Here is a 21,381-nt window from a genome sequence, read left to right as displayed (position 1 = left end):
GTTAAAGCCGTGGGAATCGGAAATGAATGACCTGGGCCGATGGAGCTGGGGGGCATCGGTCCACGCCACGGCCGGTTTCACCGGAGCCGGGCGTCCGCAATCGATCGGTTACGGGAACGGCTGTTCACGCCCGGGGTGCCAGCCACCCCCCGGGTCCGCCTTGAACTGCACCGATGCGATGTTCTCTCCTAGATCCCATCTCCTGTGGAGGGGCACGGATGGACGAGTGCGCACGGTCCGCCGATGGCGCGATCGATTCGGTTGGCTATTCGGATGGCGGGAAGAGTGGTGCCGGAATCTCCCCGACTTCCGTCCTCCGTCGGACCGCCTATCCGCTGCTCCTGCTGGCCGTCGCTCTCGTCGGTGCGTCCGCAGTGATTCGGCGCTGGGATCCGGCCATCGTGAGTCCGCTTTTCCTCATGGGGACCCTCGGGTATCTGGCCCTTCTCGAACGACTGATTCCCTATGACCGGACCTGGCACCCCGGAAAGGACGAGTGGCGCTGGTACGGCATCTATTTTCTGCTCACGACGGCCGGAAGCGGACTGGCGCAACTTCTGGTCACGGCCGCCGTGGGGTGGATCTCGCCCGACGAGCAGGCCGGCCACCTGTGGGCCGAGATCCCGGGCGCCCTGCTGGCCGGATCCCTCGTCAGCTACCTGGTGCACCGGCTGGGCCACACCAGCGCCCTGCTGTGGCGCCTGCACGGGGTGCACCACGTGCCGCAGAAGGTCAACGTCGCCAACAACGGCGTCAACCACGTGCTGGACATCGTGCTCGCCCAGAGCCTGGTCCAACTGACCCTGGCCGTGGCCGGATTCTCCCGCTCCGCCGTGCTGGTGACCGGCCTCTTCGTCGTCGCCCAGGGCTATTTCGTCCACGCCAACATCGACGTCCGCATCGGCCGGTTCAACCATCTGCTGGCCAGCCCCGAACAGCACCGACTGCACCACAGCACCGATCTCTCCGAAGCCGGCCACTACGGCTCCGACCTCTCGTGCTGGGACCACCTCTTCGGCAGCTTCACCTGGCGCCCCGGCCGCGAACCCGCCGCCGTCGGCCTCCACGACCCGGCGTCCTTCCCCGGCACCGGAGAGATCGTCGCCGGCCTCCTGCACCCCTGGCGGCGACGGCCGGGGCTGCGACGACATGACGACGAATCGATGACTTGAGGAGTGCGACATGGCCGACGCGAACAGCGACGCGTTACGTCAGAAGGTGGCGATCATCGGCATGGGCTGCCGCCTTCCCGGCGGCGCCTCGGACCACCGGACGTTCTGGCGGAACCTGATGGCGGGCAAGGACTGCATCACACCCACTCCGCCCGACCGGTACGACGTCACCACGCTCGGCAGCCGCTTCCGGGACAAACCCGGCCGCCTCGTCGGCGGCCGCGGCGGATACATCGACGGCTTCGACGAGTTCGACCCCGCGTTCTTCGGGATCAGCCCCCGCGAGGCCGACCATATGGACCCCCAGCAGCGAAAACTGCTAGAGGTGGCCTGGGAGACGCTGGAGGACGGCGGTCAGCGCCCGGCCGACCTGGCCGGCGAGAACGTCGGCGTCTACGTCGGCGCGTTCACCCTGGACTACAAGATCCTCCAGTTCGCCGACCTGGGCTTCGCCTCGCTGGCAGCGCACACCGCTACCGGCACCATGATGACGATGGTGTCGAACCGGATCTCGTACTGCTACGACTTCCGCGGCCCCAGTCTCTCCCTCGACACCGCGTGCAGTTCCTCCCTGGTCGCCGTCCACCTGGCCTGCCAGGCCCTCAGCAGCGGCGAAACCGGTCTCGCACTGGCCGGCGGGACCCTGCTCAACATGGCCCCGCAGTACACGATCGCCGAGACGAAAGGCGGCTTCCTCTCTCCCCAGGGCCGCTCCCGCACCTTCGACGCCGCCGCCGACGGCTACGTACGGGCCGAGGGCGTCGGCCTCGTCGCGCTGAAGCGGCTGGAGGACGCCGTCCGCGACGGGGACCGGATCCACGCGGTGATCCTCGGCAGCGGGGTCAACCAGGACGGTCACACCAACGGCATCACCGTGCCCAACCCCGACGCCCAGGTCGCCCTCATCCGGCGCGTCTGCGCCGAGGCGGGCATCGCACCCGGTGACCTCCAGTACATGGAGGCGCACGGCACCTCCACCCCGGTCGGCGACCCGATCGAGGCGGGAGCCCTGGCCCGGGCCCTGGCCATCGGACGCAAGCCCGGCGCCCGCGCGTACGTCGGCTCCGTGAAGACCAACATCGGGCACACCGAGTCCGCCGCCGGCATCGCCGGGCTGATCAAGACCGTCCTGTGCCTGGAGCACCGGCACATCCCGCCCCACATCAATCTGGAGCGGCTCAACCCCGCCATCGACCAGACCGCGCTGCCGTACGAGATCCCCACCCGGCCGACCCCCTGGCCCGAGCACGACGGACCCGCCCGGGCGGGCGTGAACTCGTTCGGATTCGGCGGCACCAACGCGCACGTCGTCCTGGAGGAGGCCCCACCGCCCGCCCACCAGGCCGCCCCCGCCGAACGGACCTGGAGCATCCTGCCGCTGAGCGCCCGGCACCCGGACGCCCTCCCGGAGCTGGCGGCCGGCATCCGCGGCGAACTGGCCGGCGACGACGGCCCGGCCGTGGCGCTGACCGACCTCGGCCACACCCTGGCCCACCGCCGCCAGCACCTCACCGACCGGCTCTGCGTCGTCCACTCCTCGCGCGCCTCCCTGGACGAGGCGCTCGCCGCCGTCCAGCGGGGCGAGGCCCACCCCCGGGCCGTTCAGGGCCGGGAACGGGACGCCGAAACGCGGCGCCTGGTCTGGGTCTTCACCGGCATGGGTCCTCAGTGGTGGGGGATGGGCCGCCAACTCCTCCGTGACGAACCGGTGTTCCTCGAAGCCGTCACCCGATGCGACCGCGCGCTGCGGGAATTCGCCGACTGGTCCCTGATCGACGAGATGTCCGCCGACGAATCCGCCTCGCGCATGGGCGAGACCTGGCTGGCGCAGCCCGCGAACTTCGCCCTCCAGGTCGGTCTCGCGGCGCTGTGGCGGGCGTACGGCGTGCGCCCGGACGCCGTGGTCGGCCACAGCACCGGGGAGATCGCCGCCTTCTACGAGGCGGGGGTCTACTCCCTCCAGGACGCGGCCCGGATCGTGGTGCACCGTAGCCGCCTCCAGCAGACCCTGGCCGGTACCGGCACCATGCTCGCGGTGAGCCTGCCGGAGGACGAGGCGGAGCGCCGGGTGCACCCCTACCGGGACCGGGTCTCGATCGCGGCCGTCAACAGCCCCACCTCCATCACGCTGGCCGGCGAGGCGGCGGCCCTGGCCCTGCTGGCCGAGGAGTTGCGGGCCGAGCAGCTGTTCGCCAAGTTCCTCACCGTACAAGTGCCCTACCACAGCGTCGGCATGGAGCGGATCAAGGACGACCTGCTCACGGCACTGGCGCCGCTGGCGCCGCGCCCGGCCCGGCTCCCGCTCCACCTCACGGGCACCGAAGGGGTGGCCCAGGGCGGTGAGCTGGACGCCGCCTACTGGTGGAAGAACGTACGCGACCGGGTACGGTTCCGGGCCGCCGTGGACCGCCTCGCCGGCGACGGCCACCAGGTGTTCCTGGAGATCGGCCCGCACCCGGTCCTCGGCCACGCGATCCGCGAGTGCCTGGAGGCGGCCGGGGCGGTCGGGGCGGCCGGGCTGACACTGCCCTCGATCCGCCGCCAGGAGGACGAGAGCGAGCGGTTCGCGCTCTCCCTCGCCTCGCTCCACAACCTGGGCGCCGACATCGACTGGGACGTCCTCCAGCCCTCCGGCCGGCCGGTCACCCTGCCCCGCCACCCCTTCCGCCGCGACCGGCACTGGACCGAGCCGCGGCCGGTCGCCCAGGTCCGCCTGGGCCACATCGACCACCCGCTCCTCGGCCGGCGCACCGACCGCACGGAACCGGCCTGGCAGGCCCGCCTGGACACCGAGTCCCTGCCCTACCTGTCCGACCACCGCATCCAGGACACCGTGGTGTTCCCCGCCGCGGGCTACATCGAGATGGCGACCCAGGCCGTCCTCCGGCTCACCGGAGCCACCACCGCCCACCTCACCGACATCGACCTGCGCAAGGCGCTCTACCTGCCGGACGGCGAGGACCGGACCGTGGAGGTGTCGCTCTCCCTGGAGGACGCGGCCTTCACGATCGCCTCCGCCGCGACCGGGGACGACGCGGAGCGGACCGTGCACGCGAGCGGGATCGTCCGCACCGGGCAGCGCCGCAGGACCGCCGCCCGGCTCGACGCCGCCGCGATCCGCGCCCGTACCGTCCGCAGGCTGGAGGGCCCCGACTGCTACACCGCACTGGCCGCGCTCGGCTACCACTACGGGCCCGCGTTCCGGGCCGTCGAGGAGGTGTGGATCGGCCCTGGCGAGGTCCTCGCCCGGATCCGCCCGCCCGAGATGGTCGACGCGGCAGGCCACCACCTGCACCCGGTCCTGCTCGACGCCTGCTTCCAGGCGCTGCTGACCCCGCGAATCCTCCAGGACCCGGCACCGGGGAGCGGCATCAGGCTGCCGCTCTCGCTGGCGGAGGTCGCCCTCGAACCGGTCGGTGACCAGCCGCTCTGGGCGCACGCCACGGTGCGCCCCTCGGACGCGGACACCACGCTCGGGGACATCGCCCTGTACGCCGACGACGGTGCGCCGCTGGGCCGGATCCAGGGACTGCGGGCCGCCGACGTGGAGAAGGCGGCGACCGCCGTCGCCCGCAGCACGATCGACTCCTGGCTCGCGGAGACGGTCTGGACGCCGTGCCCGCAGCTGGGGGAGGAGGACCGGCTCGCGCCCGCCGCCATAGCCGCCCGGGACCACGGCTGGCTGGTCCTCGCCGACACCCAGGGCATCGCCGACGCCTTCGCCGCGCTCGCCGCCTCCCGGGGCGAACGCTGCCACCTGGTCCGCCGAGGTGAGGCGTACGCCGGGGCGGGGCCGGACGGGTCGTTCACCGCGCGCCCCGGCTCCACCACCGATCTGGAACGCCTCCTCGCCGACCTGGACCGGGGTGGTGAGCCGTTCCACGGGGCCGTCCTGCACCTGTGGAACCTCGACCGGCCCTCCCTGGCGGCCTGCGACCGGCAGGACGTCCGCGACCACGCGGGCCCCGGCTCGTACTCCCTGATCGCCCTGGCCCGGACCTTGCTCGCCCGGGGCGGGGCCGGGCGGCTGCACATCGTCACCCGGGGCGCCCAGCCCGTCCTGCCCGACGAGCCCGTCGAACCCCTCGGTGCCCCCGCCTGGGGCGTCGGACGCGTCCTGCGCCACCAGGAACTCAGCGACCACCCGGGGAAGTTGATCGACCTCGACCCCGAGCGTCGGCCCGGTCCGGAGGGGCCCCTCGCCGAGGCCGAGACGCTGCTGAGGGAGGTGCTGGCCGACGACGAGGAGGAGATCGCCCTGCGGGCGGACGGCCGGCTCACCAGCCGTCTGCGCCCGGCCGAGGGCCTGACCCGGCCGCTGCCGCTGCGGCTGCGGGCCGACGGGAGCTACCTGGTGACCGGCGCCTTCGGCGCACTCGGCCGGCTGCTGTGCCGCACCCTCGTCCGGCGAGGAGCCCGCAGGCTCATCCTGGTGGGGCGCACGCCGGTGCCCACCCGCGAGAAGTGGGGCTCCATCGACCCCGCCACCCCCGAGGGCCGGGCGGTGGGCCTCCTGCGCGAGCTGGAGACGCTCGGCGTCCATGCCGTCCTGGCTCCCCTCGACATCACCGACGAGGACGCCCTGACCGGCTGGCTCGACGCCTACCGGCGCACCGGCGGAGCGGCCGTGCGCGGGGTGTTCCATCTCGCCGGACAGGTCCGCGACGCCCTGGTCACCGACCTGGACCGGGCCGCCTTCGACGCCGTGCACGACCCCAAGACCGTCGGCGCCTACCTCCTCCACCGGCACCTGCGGGACGAACCCCTCGACCACTTCGTCCTCTTCGCCTCGATCGCCTCCCTGCTGACCACGGCCGGACAGACCAACTACGCGGCCGGCAACGCCTTCCTGGACGCCCTCGCCCACCACCGCCGGTCCCAGGGCCTGCCCGCACTCAGCCTGGACTGGGGCCCGTGGGCCACCGGGATGATCGAGGAGCTGGGCCTGGCCGGCCACTACCTGCACAGCCGCGGCATGAGCTCCCTGGCCCCCGACGCCGGCATGGCCGTCCTGGAGCGCGTCATCGGCCAGGAACACGCCCAGCTGGTCGTCGCCACCGTCGTGAACTGGCCCACCTTCCTGGCCTGGTACCCCTCCCCGCCCCCACTCGTCACCGCCCTGGCCGCGGCAGCCGCCCCGCCCCCGGCCGCCGCCGAGGGCGACGGCTTCCTCGACACCTTCCGCGCCGCCGACGAGGAGACCCGCCGCACACTGGTCGCGTCACGCTTCGCCGCCCTCTGCGCGGCCGTCCTGCGCACCGGCACGGACCGCATCGACCCCGCCGAAGGCCTCGGCCGACTGGGACTCGACTCCCTGCTGGCGATGGAACTGCGCGCCCGCATCCACGCCGAACTCGGCGTCGCCCTGCCCGTGGTCGCCCTGCTCAGCGGGACCCCGGCCGGAGAGCTCGCCGCACTGCTCCACGACGGACTGGCGGAGCTGGCATCGGCCGACGACTCCGACTCCACCGGCCGGGCCGTCGCCCTCCACGACGACGCGTCACGCTACCCGCTGACGCAGAACCAGAAGGCGCTCTGGTTCCTCAAGCACCTCGACCCGGACGGGTACGCCTACAACATCGGCGGCGCCGTCGAGGTGAACGTCGCCCTCGAACCGGACCTGATGTTCGAGGCCGTCCGCCGCATCATCGCCCGCCACCCGGCCCTGCGCACCAACTTCCTCCTGGAGGACGGGCAGGCCGTGCAGCGAGTCTCCGAGGACGCCGAACCCGATCTCGCCCTCTTCGACGTCGAGGGCGAGGACTGGGAGACCATCCACGCCACCGTCGTCGCGGAGTACCGCAAGCCCTACGACCTCGCCCACGACCCGCTGGTCCGCTTCCGCCTCTTCAGGCGCGGGCACGACCGCTGGGTCATCATGAAGGCCGTCCACCACATCGTCTCGGACGCCATCTCCACCTTCACCTTCATCGAAGAGCTCTTCCAGGTCTACGAGGCACTGCGGCAGGGCCAGGAGCCCCAACTGCTTCCGGTGGAAGCCCGTTATGTCGATTTCCTCAACCAGCAGAACACCTTCCTCGCCGGGCGCGAGGCCGCCGGAATGCTCGACTACTGGCGCTCCCACCTCCCCGCCGAGGTCCCGCTCCTGGACCTCCCCACCGACAAGCCGCGCCCGGCCGTCCAGACCCACAACGGGGCCTCCGAGTTCTTCGTGCTGGACACCGAACTCAGCGCCCGTGTCCACGCCCTGGCCCGTGCCCACGACGTCACGCCGTTCATGGTGCTGCTGAGCGCGTACTACCTCCTGCTCCACCGCTACTCCGGGCAGGACCAGATCGTCGTCGGCTCCCCGGTGACCGGCCGGACCCGGCAGGAATTCGCCTCCGTGTACGGCTACTTCGTCAACCCGCTCCCGCTCCACGCCGACCTCGCGGGCGACCCGACGGTGGCCGGACTGCTGGCACAGGTCCGCCGAACCGTCCTGGGCGGCCTGGACAACCAGGAATACCCGTTCGTCCTGCTCGTCGACGAGCTGGGCCTCCAGCACGACCCCAGCCGCTCCGCCGTCTTCCAGGCGATGTTCATCCTGCTCACCCACAAGGTCGCCACCGAGCAGTACGGCTACCGGCTGGAGTACATCGAACTGCCCGAGGAGGAAGGCCAGTTCGACATCACCCTCTCCGTCTACGAGGACGAGGCGGACCACCGCTTCCACTGCGTCTTCAAGTACAACACCGACCTCTTCCTTCCCCGGACCATGCGGCGGATGGCCAGCCACTACACCCGCCTGCTCGATGGGATGACCCGCGCCCCCGGCGAACAGCCCCTCTCGCGGCTGAGGATGCTCGACGAGAGGGAACGTCAACAACTGGTGGGGGAGTGGAGCCGCCCCGCCCTGCCGGCGGCTACCGTCGACTCACCCTTCACCCCGGTCCACGCCCTGATCAGCGAGGTCGCCGCAGCCCGCCCCGCGTCGGTCGCCGTGACCATGCCGCTCCCGGGGGGCGGCGCGCGCCGGCTGACCTACGGGGAGCTGGAGAGGCGCGCCACCGAGGCAGCGGCCCGGCTGCGCACCCTCGGCGTCGGGGACGGCTCGGTGGTCGTCGTCTGCCTGGACAAGTCGCCGGAGCTGATCGTCACCCTGCTCGCCGTGCTCAAGGCCGGCGGCGCCTACCTGCCGCTGCGCCCCGGCCGGCCGGCCGACCGCGTCGCGCACCTGGTCCGGGCCACCGGAGCGGGGATCGTCATCGTCTCCGGCGAGCCCGCACGCGAGGGAACGGCGGCGCTGCCGGTGATCACCCTGACCCTCGACGCCCTGCACGCGGCCCGGCCCCACCCGGAAGGGCCCCGGCGGGACACGGCCCCGGACTCACCCGCGTACGTCATCACCACCTCAGGTTCCACCGGCCGCCCCAAGGCCGTCCGCGTCAGCCACCGCAACCTCGCCTCCGCGTACGGGGCCTGGTGCCAGGAGTACCGGCTGGAGACGGACGTCCGGACGCACCTCCAGATGGCCGAGCCGTCGTTCGACGTGTTCACCGGCGACCTGGTCCGCGCGCTCTGCTCGGGCGGCAATTTGGTCCTGGCCGACCGCGACCTGCTCTTCGACACCACACGCCTCTACCGGACCATGCGTCAGGAGCGGGTCGACTGCGCGGAGTTCGTCCCGGCGGTGGTGCGGACTCTGATGGACCACTGCGTGAGGGAGGGGCTGACGCTGGACTTCCTGCGGCTGCTGGTGGTCGGCTCGGACGCCTGGCAGGTGGCGGAGTACCAGCGGCTGAGCGCGCTGTGCGGTCCGGCGACGCGGCTCGTCAACTCCTACGGCCTCACCGAGGCGACCATCGACAGCGCCTTCTTCGAGGGGCCGGTCGACGACCTGGAGCCGGGCCTGATGGTCCCCATCGGCCGGCCCCTGCCCAACAGCACCCTGCACGTCCTGGACGCCCACGGCGAACCCGTCCCGCCCGGGGTCCCCGGCGAGCTCTGGATCGGCGGCGACGGCGTCACGCTCGGCTACGCCGGAGACCCCGGGCAGACGGCGGACCGCTTCGTCACCCGTACGCTCAGCAACCGACCCGGCGCCCGGCCCGAACGGCTCTACCGCACCGGCGACAACGCCCGCTGGGACGCGCACGGCCGCGTCCACCTGCTCGGCCGCACGGACGGCCAGGTCAAACTGCGCGGCCACCGCATCGAGATCGGCGAGATCGAGGCGCACCTCGCCAACTGGCCCCCGCTCGCCCGGGCTGTCGTCACCGTCACCACGGACACCGGGGGAGAGGCCGCGCTCTGCGCCTACTGTGTGCCGGCACCGGGCGCCGAGCTCGACCGGCGGGCCCTGCGCCGCCACCTGGCCGCCTCCCTTCCCTCGTACATGATCCCGTCGTACTTCGTCGAGCTGCCCGCCCTGCCGCTCACCGCCAACGGCAAGCTCGACACCGCCGCCCTGCCCGCACCCCGGGCCGAGACCGGAGCGCGACCCCACGAGGAGCCGGTGACGCTCTACGAGATCAGCGTGGCCCGGCACTGGAAGACCCTGCTCGGCCTGGAACAGGTGGGCCTGGAGGACGACTTCTTCGAGATCGGCGGCTCCTCCGTCAAGCTCATCGAGCTCCTGCACCACCTGCGCACCGAGTTCGGCGTCAGCGTCCCCGTCAGCCGCCTCTACCAGGTCACCACCCTGCACGGCATGGCCGCCACCGTGGCGGAGGTGCTGCACAGCACCGGCACCGACGAACTGCCGTATCTGACCTTCAACGCCGGACAGTCCCCGCCCCTCTTCTGCTTCCCGCCCGCCGGCGGCCACGGACTCGTCTACCGGGGCCTGGCCGCCCAACTCCCGGAGTACGCCGTCATCGGCTTCAACTACCTGCCGGGCGACGACAAGGCCGCCCGGTACGCCGACCTCATCGAGACCGCCCGGCCCGAGGGCGCCTGCCTGCTCCTCGGCTACTCCCTCGGCGGCAACCTCGCCTTCGAGACGGCCAAGGAGCTGGAGCGGCGCGGACGCCGGGTGGGCCACGTCGTCATCCTCGACTCCCGCCGCATCCTGGAGCGTTACGAACCCGGGGACGACGGGATCCGCGCCTTCGAGGCCGAACTCGCCGACCACCTGCGCAAACACACCGGATCGGAAGCCGTCACCCGCGAAACCCTCGCCCACGCCGCGGAGTACCTCACCTTCTGCGGCCGCACCCCCAACACCGGAACGGTCGCCGCTCCGGTCACCGTGATCACCGACGAGGAGAAGACCGCCCTGTACGCCGCCGGTGAGCGCGGCACCTGGCACGGCAGCTCCACCGGCACCACCGTCGTGCTCCGCGGCTCCGGCGTCCACGCCGACCTGCTCGACCCCAAGCACCTCGCCCGCAACGCCGCCCTGGTACGCACCGCACTGACGGGAGGCACGGCCCATGGCGGATGACATCGGCACCTCCCGACACGCCGCCGACGACTGGCGCAGCCGCGAGCGCACCCCCGGCACACCACCCCGCGTCATCGTCATCGGCGCGGGCGTGGCCGGCCTCTCCACCGGCTGCTACGCCCAGATGAGCGGAGCCAGGACCCGCATCTTCGAGAAGCACGTCCTCCCCGGCGGCTGCTGCACCGCCTGGTCGCGCGAGGGCTACCTCTTCGACTACTGCATCGAGTGGCTGATCGGCACCGCGCCCGGCAACGACGCCCACCAGGTGTGGCGGGAGCTGGGCGCGCTCGACGGCAAGACGGTCACCAACTTCGAGCTGTTCAACAAGGTCGAGGACGAGAGCGGCCGGTCGGTCACGTTCTACAACGACCCGGACCGGCTGGAAGCGCACCTGCTGGCGATCTCACCCCTCGACGCGCCCCTGATCCGGGCGTTCACCCGCGACCTGAAGCGGTTCATCGCCATCGAGCTGTACCCGTTCCTGACCGCACCGGCGCTGCGCACCGTACGGGAGCGGGCGGCGACCCTGCGTACGGTGCTGCCGGCGTTCCGGCTGTTCTGGCGGACGGCCGCCACCCCGATGCACGTCTTCGCCGACAGGTTCCAGGACCCGCTGCTGCGCCGGGCGTTCCGCAACATCTTCTTCCAGGACCCGGAGGGCTTCCCGCTCCTGCCGTACCTGTTCAACATGGCGGCGGCGTACCACCTCAACGCCGGTTTCCCCCAGGGAGGTTCACTCGGACTCTCGCGCTCGATCGAGGAGCGGTACCTGGGCCTCGGCGGGAGCGTCACCTACCGGGCCCGCACGGAGAATATCCTGGTCGAGAACGACCGGGCGGTCGGCATCGAACTCCGCGACGGTGACAGGTACTTCGCCGAGCACATCGTCTCCGCCTGCGACGGCCACACCACCGTCCACGGACTGCTCGGCGGCCGGTACACCGGACCGAGGATCGACAAGCTCTACACCGACCTCCTCCACCGCCCCGGCACCCTCTTCCCCGCGGTCGTCTCCGCCTTCGTGGGCCTGCGCGGCGAATTCGACCCCCGCGAAGCCCACAGCACGACCCACCTCCTCTCCGACGAGGACGGCAGGCGCCTCCCCGGCGCCCTGCAGAACAGCCTGGTCGTCCAGGCGCGCTCCCGCTACTGCGACGGCTTCGCGCCCCCGGGCCGTTCCGTCCTGCACTGCACCTACTTCAGCGACTACACCTACTGGAAGAATCTGCGCACCAGCAACCGCAGGGAGTACCGGACGCGCAAGAACGAGGTCGCCGACTTCGTCCGCGGCTTCCTGGAGCGCCGTTCCCCGGGCATCACCGACCGCATCGACCTCATCGACGTGGCCTCGCCCGCCACCACGCACCGCTACACCGGCAACCACAACGGCTCGATCCTCGCCTGGAAGGCCTTCTCGGACGCCGACGACACCGCCTCCCGCCTGATCGGCAGGGACCGCATGCGGCTCCCCGGCCTCAGCGGCTTCTCCATGGCCGGGCAGTGGATCGGCATGGGCGGCCTGATCCGCGCCGCCTCCACCGGACGTTTCGCCGTCCAGTACCTCTGCCGCGAACTGGGCCTGGAATTCCGGGCGTGGGAGAGCGAGGCCACCGAGCCGTGGCACACCGGGAAGCTGGGAAAGCTGCCTCAGCTGGACCGCTGGTCAGCACGGGAGGACACCAGTTCATGACCACGTCCACGACCGACAGGACCCGCCGTCCCCGCGAATCGATGATCATCATCGGTGGCGGCCTCGGCGGCCTCTCCACCGGCTGCTACGCGCGGATGAACGGCTACCGCACCCACATCCTGGAGATGCACGAACTGCCCGGCGGCTGCTGCACCGCCTGGGAACGTGGCGGCTTCACGCTGGACGCCTGCGTCAGCTGGCTCCTCGGCAGCGGCCCCGGTAACGAGATGCACCGGATCTGGCTGGAACTGGGCGCGTTGCAGGGCAAGGAGATCCGCCACTTCGACGTGTTCAACATCGTGCGCGGACTGGACGGACGGGCCGTCCACTTCTACTCCGACCCGGACCGGCTGGAGGCCCACCTCATCGGGATCTCGCCCGCCGACGCCCGTACCGTACGCAGGTTCTGCGCCCAACTGCGCAGCTTCCGCAAGGCGCTCGCGGTCTACCCGTTCCTCAAACCCGTCGGACTGATGGGCCGCGTCGAGCGGTGGCGGATGCTCGCCTCGTTCGTGCCCTACTTCAACGCCGTCCGCACCACGATCACCGTCCTGATGTCCGAGTACTCGGCCAGGTTCAAGGACCCACTCCTGCGGGAGGCGTTCAACTTCATCCTGTACGAGAAGCACCCGGCCTTCCCCGTCCTCCCGTTCCACTTCCAGCTCGCCTCCCACGCCAACCTTTCCGCAGGAGTCCCGGAAGGCGGCTCCCTCGGCCTCGCCCGGTCGATCGAGGCCCGCTACCGCCGGCTCGGCGGGGAGATCTCGTACAACACGAAGGTCGAGACGGTCATCGTCGAGAACGACCGGGCGGTGGGCGTCCGGCTGAGCGACGGCAGCGAACTGCGCGCCGACATCGTGGTGTCGGCCTGCGACGGCTACACCACCACCATGAGGTTCCTGGAGGGCAAGTACCTGGGTGAGGAGTACCGCAAGCTCTACACCCGGACCATCCACGAGCCGGGGATGGTCTTCCCCGGCTACTTCACCCTTTTCCTCGGCCTCTCGCGCCCCTTCCCCGAGGGCGACCCCTGCACGACGTACCTGCTCGACGAGGACACGGCGGCCCAGCTCACCGGCATCCGCCATGCCAGCATCAACGTCCAGTTCCGCAGCCGTCATTACCCCGAACTCTCCCCGGACGGCACCGCCGTCGTCTACGCCACGTACTTCTGCGACATCGCCCCCTGGCGGGCCCTGGACGAAGGTCCCGAACAGGTCACCCGCACCCGCGGCGGCCAGGAGCTGCACACCCTGCCCGTACGCCACGGCCGCGGCTACTACGCGGCCAAGAAGCGGGCGCGCGAAGCCCTCGTGGACTTCCTGGAACAACGCTTCCCCGGCCTGCGGGACGCGATCGTCGTCCGCGATGTCTCCAGCCCGCTCACCCAGGTCCGCTACACCGGCAACTACGACGGCACGGTGCTGGGCTGGCAGCCGTTCGTCGAGAGCGGCGAAACGCTCGAGGAGATCGTCAAGAAGCACGGCCCCGGGCTGCCGGGCCTGGCGAACTTCTACCAGTCCGGGGTCTGGGCCACCACCGGCGGGCTGATCCGGGCCGCCGCCGCCGGGCGCCACGTCACGCAGTTCATCTGCCGCGACGACGGACGGGAGTTCACCGCGTCGGTCGACCGCACCGCGCCCCCACCGACGCACCGCGTCATCCCCGTACCGGCCGGCCGAGGGGCCACCGTCGTACCGACGACAGGGAAGAGCACATGAAGATCGAGAAATGGGTGGTCCGCGAGCACGTCGAGGGCGTGCCCGATGTGGACCGCGTCTACGAGAAGGTCGTCGAGCAGGTCGATGTGGCTCTGGCCCCCGACGAGATGCTCCTGCGCACGCTGTACGTCTCCGTCGACCCCTACCTCCATGGCATCGCCCTTGACACCCCGATCGGGGCCCACATGGGCGCCGACTCGATCATGGAAGTGGTCGAGGCCGGACCGCGCGCCGCCCACCGCGTCGGCGACCTCGTGCAGGGCTTCGGCGGCTGGCGGTCCCACGTCGTCTCCACCGGCGCGGCCGAACTCTGGCAGACCGGCACCTTCCCCATGGTCTTCCCGGCCTACCGCAGACTCGACCCCCGGTGGTACGACGAGGCCCTGCCGCTCCCGACCGCCCTGAGCGTGCTGGGCGGACCCGGGATGACGGCGTGGGGCACTCTCGCCAAGTACATGACGATCAGACCCGGGGACACCTTCGTCATCAGCGGGGCGACCGGCGCGGTGGGCGCCCTGGTCGGCCAGCTCGCCGCGCTGGCGGGCGCCCGGGTGATCGGGACCACCTCGTCCCCGCGGAAGGCGGAGTACCTCACCGGCCTCGGCTTCGACACGGTCGTCGTCTACCGGCACACGGACAGCGCCGGCACTGTCCGCGAGGCGCTGAGCCGGGCGGCCCCCGACGGCGTCGACCGCTACTTCGACAACCTCGGCGGCACCGTCACCGACGTGGTGTTCTCCATGCTCAACGTGGGCAGCCAGGTGGCGGTGTGCTGGCAGTGGGCGACCCAGGTGGGCAACGAGGGGACCGGCCCGCGGCTCCTGCCGTACCTGATGTTCCCGCGCGCGACGGTCCGGGGGATCTTCTCGCCGGAGTGGTTCACCGAGCAGAACTGGAAGGACCTCCACACCGAACTGGGCGGCCGGGTCCGGCGCGGCGAGATCATCTGCGACCACACCCTCCACCACGGCTTCGACGCCATCCCCGCCGCCTACGGAAGCCTCTACCGCGACCGGGCGGAGAGCCGGGGCAAGGTGCTGGTGGCGCTGTGAGGACCGCTGTCGTTCCCCGTCCTTCTCATCCGTACGCCCTGCCCCGGGAGCCACGATGACCACCACCGACCCGTCCCTGGTCCCCCTGCACTGCCTGCGCTTCGAGGAACCGGGCCCGCCCCGCCCCGCCGAGCTGCCTGGCGGCGCCCCCGCCTGGCTGGTCAGCCGGTACGCCGACGTCCGCCAGGTGCTCTCCGATCCCCGCTTCGGCCGGGCCCAGCTGTACGCGGCCGACGCACCGCGCCTCTCCGAGGTACCCGACCTCGTGAACGACCCCGACCTCATGTTCAACCAGGACGGCCCCGACCATCTGCGCCTGCGGCGGACCCTGCGGCGCGCCTTCACCCCGAGGGCCGTCGCCCGCTGGCGCCCGTGGATCGCCGCCATCGTGGAACAACTGCTGGACCGGCTGGGCGCCCGGGCCCAACCGGTGGACCTGGTGGAGGAGTTCACCCTGCCGCTTCCGGTGGCGGTGATCAGCCGGCTGATGGGTCTGGACGCGTCGGCCCGCGACCGGATGCGTCACTGGAGCGAGCACGCCTTCTCGGACGGCTCCCACGCCGGGGACGAGGTGGAGTCCGTGCTCGAGGAGTTCGGCGCGTTCGGCGCGGATCTCCTCGCCCAGCGGCGGCGCGACCCCGGCGACGACCTGATCAGCAGCCTGGTGGCGGCCGCTGATGAGGAGGGCGGGCTCCCTGAGGCGCAGCTGGTGAGCCTGGTGTGCGGGCTCGTCGTCGGGGGCCACGACAGCACGATGACCATGCTGGGCAACGCACTTCTCTACCTCCTCGGCGAACGCCCGGAGAGCTGGTGCCGCATCGCCCAGGACGAGGAGGCGGCCACCAGGGCGGCGGACCGGCTCATCCACCTCATCCCGCTGGGCGACGACCGGGGAACGGCACGCCACGCCGCCGCCGACATCGAGGTGGGCGGGGTGGTGATCCCGGCCGGCGCGGTCGTCCTGGCGGACTGCGGCGCCGCCAACCGCGACCCGCAGGTCTTCCCCCGCCACACGCTCGACGACCTGTTCGCCCCGCTGGAGGCCCCCACCCTCTCCTTCGGGGCCGGGGCGCACTACTGCCTGGGTGCCTGGCTGGCGCGCACGGAACTCCAGGTCGCCCTGCACCGTCTATCCGCCCGCTTCCCGGACCTGCGCCTCGCGGAGCCCATGGACACCATCACCTGGCGGACCGGAACGACGTCACGCAGCCCGCGCAGCCTGCGGGCGAGGTGGTAGCGCAGCACGGCCCCCTCCGGCAGGCCTGCTCGAAGCCCGACCCGGTGGCTCGCTCGAGCCGCCGGCCCTCTGCTGCTCGGTTTCGGTCACTCTCCCGGTGTCACACCTATCCGGAAGCATCCCTCTCGACGCGTTTCAGGTGGTCATCGCGGTCCGGTGCGCAGGATGGCCGCACGGTGTCGGGTGGGCGTGGCGCCGCGGCGCCGCTTGAACGCCACACTGAGGGCGAACGTGTCGGCATACCCGACCTTGCGGGCGATGGAGCCGACCGTGGCATCGGTGTCGCGCAGCAGATCCGCGGCCAGAGCGACGCGCCACGTGGCCAGATACGTCATGGGAGGTTCACCGACATGGCGGGCGAAGCGGCGGGCCGGGCCGGACCGGGAGGTGCCGGCCTCGGTGGCGAGAGCCCGCACCGTCCACGAGTGGGCGGGGTGTTCGTGCATGAGCCGAAGCGCCTTCGCCAGGACGGAGTCGTCCGGCGGGCGGTACCCGGCGGGCGCGTGGCTACGCCGCCGGTCGAACCAGGCACGCAGCGTCGAGACGAGCATCACGTCCAACAGGCGGTCCAGGAGGGCCTGTTGACCGGGTCTCTCGCGCCGCACCTCATCGGCGACCAGAGGGAGAAGCGTACGGTCGCCGTCGGCCGCCGACACGACGAGAACATTCGGCAGGGCACCCAGGAGACGGTCGCTGATTCCGCCCCGGCTCTCGTAGGCCCCGCTGATGAAGAGGGGCGAGCCCGTTTCGCCCATCCCGCACGTACGCGCGCCGAGAGAGGGGCCGCCGCTCGCCACCGCCTGCGCGGTGCGCGCGCAGTAGTCCGCGCTGGTGATGACCTGCCCAGGCGGCGAAGCGGGGTCCAACGCGACCGCGTACGAGGCGGGCCCGCGTAGCACGGCGGTGTCACCGGGGCCGACCTCGACCGGCTCGTCGTCGGCGAGCGTGATCCAGACCCGGCCATCGAGCGCGGCGACCAAGGTGAGTTGGGCGCCACTGGCGAAGCGCAGGGACCATCGCGGGCTCACGACCGTACGCGTGAAGAGGGCGCCGTGCGCATGTACCCCGTCCAGCGGATCCGCCAACGCATCCACCCGTCCCATGTAGACGCTCGAACATCGACGTGGGTGTCTCAACCATGGTTTCCCCCCTGGCCCGGAGGCTTGAGTCGATCCATGACTGAACACCCGATTCTGATCACTGGCGGTACGGGCAAAGCCGGGGGACGCGCTGTGACCCAGCTCCGCACGAAGGGCCTCCCGGTGCGCGTGGGGTCGCGTTCCGGTAACCCCCGCTTCGACTGGACGGACCGGAACACGTGGGATGCCGCCCTTGAGGGCGTAAGGAAGGTCTTTCTCGTACCGCGCGACGGCGAGTTGCTGACACGGCCGTTCGTCCAGCGCGCCAAGGAGCTGGGGGTCGAACGCGTCGTACTGCTCTCCGGCCGGGGCGCCGACGTACCCGGCTACGCGTCGAAGGACGGCATCGTGGGCCGGACGCACATCGACGGCGAGGACGCCGTGCGTGGCAGCGGCCTGGCATGGACGGTCGTGCGGCCCGCTTGGTTCGCGCAGAACTTCAGCGAGGGCCCCTTCCGCGACGCGGTGCTCGCCGGGGAGCTGCGCCTGCCGGCCGGCGACGGGGCTGCGAGTTTCGTGGACGCCGAGGACATCGCCGCGGTCGCGGCCCTCGTCGAGGACAAGCACGTGGGCGAGACCTATGAGCTGTCCGGGCCGAGCGCGGTGACCATCGGTGAGGCGGCCGCCATCATCGCGGGGGCCACCGGCCGTCCGGTGCGCTACACGGCCGTTACGCCGGAGGACTTCGTGGCCGAACTGGTCGCCGAGGGCTGGCCCGAGGCCGATGCCGAGGACTACGCCGACGCCGTCGGACCGATCCGACGGGACATGGACAGCCACCTGTCCGACGGATTGGAGCGGGCCCTCGGCCGTCCGGCCCGCCCCTTCACCCAGTTCGTGTCGGATGCCGCGGCCGCCGGGGCGTGGCGCGACTGACCTGCACAAGGTCCGGTCGCACCCGCTGCCCGCGCGGCGGCTGTGGCGCCGTCGTCGTGGGCCTCGGTTCCGCCGGTGCGACAGCCGCACGGGAACTGCGGGCCAACGGGCCGACCCCACTGGCGAAGGCCGAGCGGTAAGGCCGGACCGGGCAACGCGGCGGAGGGCTCCCCACCGGACGGATCCGGTGGGGCACCATGACCGGAGGGGACGCCGAACGCGGTGAGCCCGCCGGGATGCGCCGGTGTCCGCGAAGGGTGAGGATCGTCCCACGGGCAGCGGCTCGCACGCGTCAGGCCCCTCCCCTCCCACCTGAGACGGTTCTCCCCCTTCCCGGCGCGCGGTCCGCTCCCCGGCCATCCGACCCGCAGGGAATTGTGGAGGTAGGTGTACCGAGGCCCTCGCGGACCGGTGCGACCGGCGTCCGTCCGGGCGGGGGCGCTCCCGCGTCCGGTCTGCCCCGTATCACCCCGTTGCTCGCAACGCTGACATCACGCCCGCCTACACCGAGCTCACCGGCCTGGGAGGAGCGTTGGGCTCCCGGACCGCCGTACTGGACGGGGCGGGCCGCAGCGACTTCCAGCGGCCGCAGCCCCGGATGGGCCTCATCGGCTCCCCGGCCAAGGCGGCCCACATGGCGAGGAAGGCTCCCGCCCACCTGATAACTGGAGTACGCGCAGGTTCGTAGGCGATCTCCGCGCGCGACTTGTTGCATGTCGGCAGGTCTGGGACCTGTGTTCGACGTGTCCCTGATTCGTTGGAGTTTCCGAAGAAACTCGCAAAATCGGCGAGCATGGTTCGAAATCTGCGTGTTCGTGGATGAATGTCGAACACGTCGGGGCACGGTGGAGCCGAGGTCGGCGGAGGAGCCTGGTGGCGCCGGGCCGGTTGAGGTCTTCCAGTTGCACCGTTGTCGAGCCGAGCGGGGCACCCTGTCAGAGCGTGACTACTTCTTTGACACTCTCGCCGAGTACCAGTGGGCAAGGGATGCGGCGGGTCTGACGCCGGAGACGGTCGACAAGCTCGTGAAGCCTGTGATCGAGATCTGCGAGTATCTGGGCGCCTGCGGCCGCGGGACCTCGACCGCTACTTCGCTGGGCCGGGTAGGCGGGCCCGATCCACCGTGCGCGCCAAGATCAACCTCATTGAGGGGTACTTCGCGTTCTTCTCTTTGTGGCGGCGTGCACTGCCGCAGGTACGCAAGTAGGCGGTTGCCGTGCCGCGACTACGTCATGGCGAAGATCGCCTACTTGTCGGGAGTGCGAGCGGCAGAGCTGTGCGGAGTGTGCATGCGGGATGTGCACTGGGAGTCGGGTCAACGGGGCCGCTTCCTCGTCCATGGCAAGGGAGCTCGCGGGGAGCTCGCGGGTCGGGGTCCCGGCAGCGCGAAGGGTTCTTGTTCGAGCAGGGAGCGGTAGCTACTTTGGTGGTACGTGGAGGAGTCCGAGGGTTGTTCCGGGATGATCCTGAGCATCCGTCGGCTCCGTTGTTTCCCTCCAAGCGATTGCCCGTGGCGGTCGCGTCACTGGATATGCCGGTCGCGCCGAAGATGGTGCCTTCGACGTTCAGGCAGGCGCTTCGGGCTGCCTCGGTGGAACATCTCCCAGGCCCGGTGGAGGAGTTGTTTCCCCACCTGCTGTGTCACGTGTGTGCGACGCACAACTACGAGCGGGGGATGTCCCTGTGAGAGGTGCAGCGGTTGCTGGGTCACTGGTGGAGTACGACCACGGTTCGGTACCTCCTGACCGCTCAGGGAGATCCGGAGCAGGCGGCGCGGCGAGGCTTCGGCCGAGTGGGCCGGGCAGCGGCTGGTGGCGGACACAGGGAGCCTTGGGTGAAGTGGAATCTGCGTTGGGTGGCGGCGCGGCAGGACATCTGGCGGCCGACGGACCTGCTGACGGCGTTCCGGCGGGTGGGCTTCAATCCGTCGTCGAGCAAGGTGCCCGCCTTGTGGGGCGGCACTCAGGTCACCGTGAGGCTGGAGAACCTAGATCCGATCTGCCAGGCGCTGGGAAGCACCAAAGCAGACCTCCTGGAAGCGGAGCCGACCGAGACCGCTCGTGATGAAGAGGTCGAGACACGGGCGGTCCCAGGTGGCGAAAGGCCACCTGGCCCGGTACGTCCGGTTCCGCTAGGCGACGGCCCGCGACGCCTGCAACCCCCGACTCGAATTGCGCGACGCAGCGGATGAGGCGGTGCGAGGGACTGCCCGGCGGTGGCTCCGGCGCAGCCGCGGCGCAGTTGGCGGTGCGTCGGGTGCCAGCAGTGGGATCTTCAGCACTCCCGGCGCGGGTGTGCTGCCGCTGCCAGTATCAGCGGACCCTCAAAGTCCACCCGCGCGGCCAGTCGCACACGGTCTACCTCGACACGCTGACCCGCTGACTGCTGGACGACTGGCTCCTGCGACGGCACGACCAGTGGCCCGCATCCCCCAACCCGCCCCTGCTGGTCACAACGCACTCGGCGCACCACCTCGCCCTGCCGCCCGTCAGCTACTGCGCATTGCGCCACGCGTTCGATCGCACCGGAATCACCCCGCGCCAGATGTGGAGCAACCGCGTACTGGACGAGGCCCGGCAGACCGCCGACCCAGTACAGCTGGTGCACCTGTTCGGCATCCACCCCGGGAACCGCTGTCCGCTACGTCTACACCGCCCACCCCGACAAGGCACTGTCCCCGATTGCTGAAGATGAAATCCGCATCGGTGCGGGAAGGCGCACCCCGGTCCGGAGTGTGACCGTACTGTGGAGCTGAGGGTGGAACGGTACGGGGCCAGAAGGGAGAACGGCTTGTACTCGCCGCCCTCGTTCTGCTTGGTGGTGACGACCACGATGGGGTCGGCGCGGTTATTGCACTGGCTGCTGGTGCGGTTCTCGATATGGATACGGCCGGGCCACCCGCCGGTGTCCAACGTGGCGACGGGCGTATGGTCGTCGACGTCCGGATTCGTGTCGGACTGCCGTACGCAGAAGGCGGCGCTTGTCGAGCCGAGCCAGACATCGGCGACGTCCTTAGAGCTCGTAACACGATCATGTGCGTGTCTTCTTGAGGCGTCTCCAGCAGATCAGGCTGCAAGCCAGGGAGACGAAGGCGTCGTGGAGTTCG

9 protein-coding genes are annotated in these 21,381 nt (G+C 71.1%); 8 read left to right on the top strand and 1 reads right to left on the bottom strand.

From position 1 onward, the window contains the following. Positions 1 to 218: 218 nt before the first annotated feature. From ACIQAK_RS27145 to ACIQAK_RS27120, 6 genes are read left to right on the top strand one after another with little or no spacing between them, the layout of a single operon-like run. A complete protein-coding gene (locus ACIQAK_RS27145) occupies positions 219 to 1,172 on the top strand; it encodes a sterol desaturase family protein (RefSeq protein WP_366392830.1) in 954 nt (317 codons plus the stop codon). A gap of 10 nt (positions 1,173 to 1,182) precedes the next feature. Then, the gene (locus ACIQAK_RS27140) at positions 1,183 to 10,560 is read left to right on the top strand and encodes a non-ribosomal peptide synthetase/type I polyketide synthase (RefSeq protein ID WP_366392831.1); all 9,378 of its coding nucleotides are present in this window, start codon (positions 1,183 to 1,185) and stop codon (positions 10,558 to 10,560) included. Beyond that, complete coding sequence (locus tag ACIQAK_RS27135) at positions 10,550 to 12,250, top strand: NAD(P)/FAD-dependent oxidoreductase (protein WP_366392832.1); 1,701 nt, start codon at positions 10,550 to 10,552, stop codon at positions 12,248 to 12,250. The genes ACIQAK_RS27140 and ACIQAK_RS27135 overlap by 11 nt, the downstream gene beginning before the upstream one ends. After that, positions 12,247 to 13,971, top strand: coding sequence for an NAD(P)/FAD-dependent oxidoreductase (locus tag ACIQAK_RS27130; protein WP_366392833.1), 1,725 nt, complete (start codon positions 12,247 to 12,249; stop codon positions 13,969 to 13,971). The genes ACIQAK_RS27135 and ACIQAK_RS27130 overlap by 4 nt, the downstream gene beginning before the upstream one ends. Beyond that, the gene (locus ACIQAK_RS27125) at positions 13,968 to 15,023 is read left to right on the top strand and encodes an NADP-dependent oxidoreductase (protein WP_366392834.1); all 1,056 of its coding nucleotides are present in this window, start codon (positions 13,968 to 13,970) and stop codon (positions 15,021 to 15,023) included. The genes ACIQAK_RS27130 and ACIQAK_RS27125 overlap by 4 nt, the downstream gene beginning before the upstream one ends. A 55-nt stretch (positions 15,024 to 15,078) precedes the next feature. Continuing rightward, positions 15,079 to 16,260 carry a cytochrome P450 gene (locus ACIQAK_RS27120; RefSeq protein ID WP_366392835.1) on the top strand — a complete coding sequence of 394 codons (1,182 nt, stop codon included), beginning with the start codon at positions 15,079 to 15,081 and terminating at the stop codon, positions 16,258 to 16,260. Positions 16,261 to 16,403: 143 nt separating this feature from the next. On the opposite strand, the gene ACIQAK_RS27115 is transcribed toward ACIQAK_RS27120, so the two are convergent. Continuing rightward, positions 16,404 to 17,363, bottom strand: a complete 960-nt coding sequence (locus tag ACIQAK_RS27115; RefSeq protein WP_366392836.1) for an AraC family transcriptional regulator — start codon at positions 17,361 to 17,363, stop codon at positions 16,404 to 16,406. A gap of 72 nt (positions 17,364 to 17,435) precedes the next feature. Between ACIQAK_RS27115 and ACIQAK_RS27110 the strand changes: the two genes are divergently transcribed. Continuing rightward, positions 17,436 to 18,275 carry an NAD(P)H-binding protein gene (locus ACIQAK_RS27110; protein WP_366392837.1) on the top strand — a complete coding sequence of 280 codons (840 nt, stop codon included), beginning with the start codon at positions 17,436 to 17,438 and terminating at the stop codon, positions 18,273 to 18,275. 1,834 nt (positions 18,276 to 20,109) lie between these two features. Then, positions 20,110 to 20,466, top strand: a complete 357-nt coding sequence (locus tag ACIQAK_RS27105; RefSeq protein ID WP_366392838.1) for a helix-turn-helix transcriptional regulator — start codon at positions 20,110 to 20,112, stop codon at positions 20,464 to 20,466. Positions 20,467 to 21,381 lie beyond the last annotated feature (915 nt).

Source organism: Streptomyces sp. NPDC088706, assembly GCF_044752765.1.
GTDB lineage: Bacteria > Actinomycetota > Actinomycetes > Streptomycetales > Streptomycetaceae > Streptomyces.
This window is presented reverse-complemented; position numbering and strand designations above follow the sequence as displayed.

Bases quoted from the DNA above. Each gene is read 5' to 3' on its own strand.
- ACIQAK_RS27145 (WP_366392830.1), top strand. From the start codon at position 219: ATGGACGAGTGCGCACGGTCCGCCGATGGCGCGATCGATTCGGTTGGC.
- ACIQAK_RS27140 (WP_366392831.1), top strand. From the start codon at position 1,183: ATGGCCGACGCGAACAGCGACGCGTTACGTCAGAAGGTGGCGATCATC.
- ACIQAK_RS27135 (WP_366392832.1), top strand. From the start codon at position 10,550: ATGGCGGATGACATCGGCACCTCCCGACACGCCGCCGACGACTGGCGC.
- ACIQAK_RS27130 (WP_366392833.1), top strand. From the start codon at position 12,247: ATGACCACGTCCACGACCGACAGGACCCGCCGTCCCCGCGAATCGATG.
- ACIQAK_RS27125 (WP_366392834.1), top strand. From the start codon at position 13,968: ATGAAGATCGAGAAATGGGTGGTCCGCGAGCACGTCGAGGGCGTGCCC.
- ACIQAK_RS27120 (WP_366392835.1), top strand. From the start codon at position 15,079: ATGACCACCACCGACCCGTCCCTGGTCCCCCTGCACTGCCTGCGCTTC.
- ACIQAK_RS27115 (WP_366392836.1), bottom strand. From the start codon at position 17,363: ATGGGACGGGTGGATGCGTTGGCGGATCCGCTGGACGGGGTACATGCG.
- ACIQAK_RS27110 (WP_366392837.1), top strand. From the start codon at position 17,436: ATGACTGAACACCCGATTCTGATCACTGGCGGTACGGGCAAAGCCGGG.